General features: G+C 65.8%; 2 protein-coding genes. Both read left to right on the top strand.

The window, feature by feature from the left end; translation table 11 throughout:
* The coding region (locus IL54_RS01940; RefSeq protein WP_272945495.1) for a penicillin-binding transpeptidase domain-containing protein at positions 1–461 on the top strand (461 nt) is incomplete at its 5' end.
* A partial coding sequence (locus IL54_RS01935; RefSeq protein WP_037472658.1) for a UDP-N-acetylmuramoyl-L-alanyl-D-glutamate--2,6-diaminopimelate ligase occupies positions 458–1,754 on the top strand: 1,297 nt, incomplete at its 3' end. The genes IL54_RS01940 and IL54_RS01935, both read left to right, overlap by 4 nt.

Below are 1,754 nucleotides of genomic sequence, written 5' to 3'. Positions count from 1 at the left end.
GGCCCGCGACGTTGCGCAAGCTGGATGGGGACGATGTGCCGCAAGGCCGCCGCGTTTTCACCGCCGCCACGAGCGCGCGGATGCGCCAGCTGTTGCGGATGATCGTGTCGGAGGGTACAGGACGCAGCGCCGACGCCAAGGGTTTCCGGGTGGGTGGCAAGACGGGCTCCGCCGAGAAGCCCGAAGAAGGTCGCTATAACAAGAGTTCGCTGGTGACGACGTTCGCCTCTGCCTTTCCGATGGATAATCCCCGCTATGTCGTCCTGGCGATGATGGACGAGCCCAAGGGCAATGCGGAGACGTTCGGCCTGCGCACCGCCGCCTGGACCGCGTCGCCCGTGGTCAAGCGCGTGGTCGAACGGGTCGGGCCGATGCTGGGCGTGATGCCCGATGAGCGCCGCGACGTGGATATTTCGGACCTGATGCCGCTGCTGTGGAAGGCCAAGGGAGAGAGCGAATGACACGGCTGGGTTCCCTGATCGACGGTCTGGACGCCCATGTCGGGGCGGACGCTGACCTTGATCAGAACATCACTGGCTTTGCGATCGACAATCGCAAGGTTGCGCGCGGCACGGTGTTCGGCGCGTTCCAGGGGCTGCGCGTCAATGGCGAGGATTATATTGCTGATGCGGTGAAGGCAGGCGCGATTGCCGTCGTCGCCCGGCCGGAAGCGGTGGTCGAGGGCGCGATCCATATTGCGCACGCCAATCCGCGTCGCCTGTTCGCGCAGCTGGCCGCGCGTTATTTTGCGCCTTTCCCCGATGTGACCGTTGCGGTGACCGGCACCAACGGCAAGACATCCACTGTGGAACTGGCGCGGCAATTGTGGCGGATGATGGGGCATCATGCCGCCTCCATCGGCACGCTGGGCGTGACGACGTCGGTCGACCAGGTTTCCACGGGCCTTACCACGCCGGACATCGTCACTTTCCTCGCCAACATGTCGGGTCTGCGCCGAGAGGGCGTCAGCCATGCCGCGTTCGAGGCGTCGAGCCATGGGCTGGACCAATATCGGACTGAAGGATTGCCGGTCGTCGCGGGCGCCTTCACCAATTTGTCGCGCGACCATCTCGACTATCATGGCGATATGGACCGCTATTTCGACGCCAAGATGCGGCTGTTCGATGAAGTGGTCGCGGCCGATGGCGCGGCGGTGGTGTGGGCCGATGATGCCTGGTCGGACAAGGTGATCGCGCGGGTCGCGGCGCGCGGGCTGAAGCTGCTGTCGGTCGGCGAGAAGGGGGAGGCGCTGCGCCTTGTCTCGCGCACGCCGACGCAATTGGGGCAATTGCTGGAGATCGAGGTCGAGGGCAAGCGCTACACCGTCAATCTGCCGCTGATCGGCGCGTATCAGGCCGCCAATGCGCTGACCGCAGCGGGCTTGGTCATCGCGACCGGGGGCGACGTGGCCAAGGTGCTGGAACTGTTGGGCCGGGTGCAGCCCGTGCGCGGGCGGCTGGAACGGGCGGTCATCTGCCAAACGGGCGCGCCGGTCTATGTCGATTATGCCCATACACCCGATGGCCTGAAAGCCGCGATCGAGGCCTTGCGGCCGCATACGAAGGGGCGGCTGATCGCGCTGTTCGGCGCGGGCGGGGATCGCGATGCAGGCAAGCGGCCATTGATGGGGCAGGTTGCGGCGGAATTGGCCGATCATGTGATCGTAACGGATGATAATCCGCGTTCGGAAGAGCCGTCCGCGATCCGCGCCGCCGTGATGGCCGGTGCGCATGGGGCGGAGGAGATCGGCGGGC

Origin of the sequence: Sphingobium sp. ba1 (assembly GCF_000743655.1) — a bacterium.
In the GTDB taxonomy this organism is placed as follows: Bacteria; Pseudomonadota; Alphaproteobacteria; order Sphingomonadales; family Sphingomonadaceae; genus Sphingobium.
This window is presented reverse-complemented; position numbering and strand designations above follow the sequence as displayed.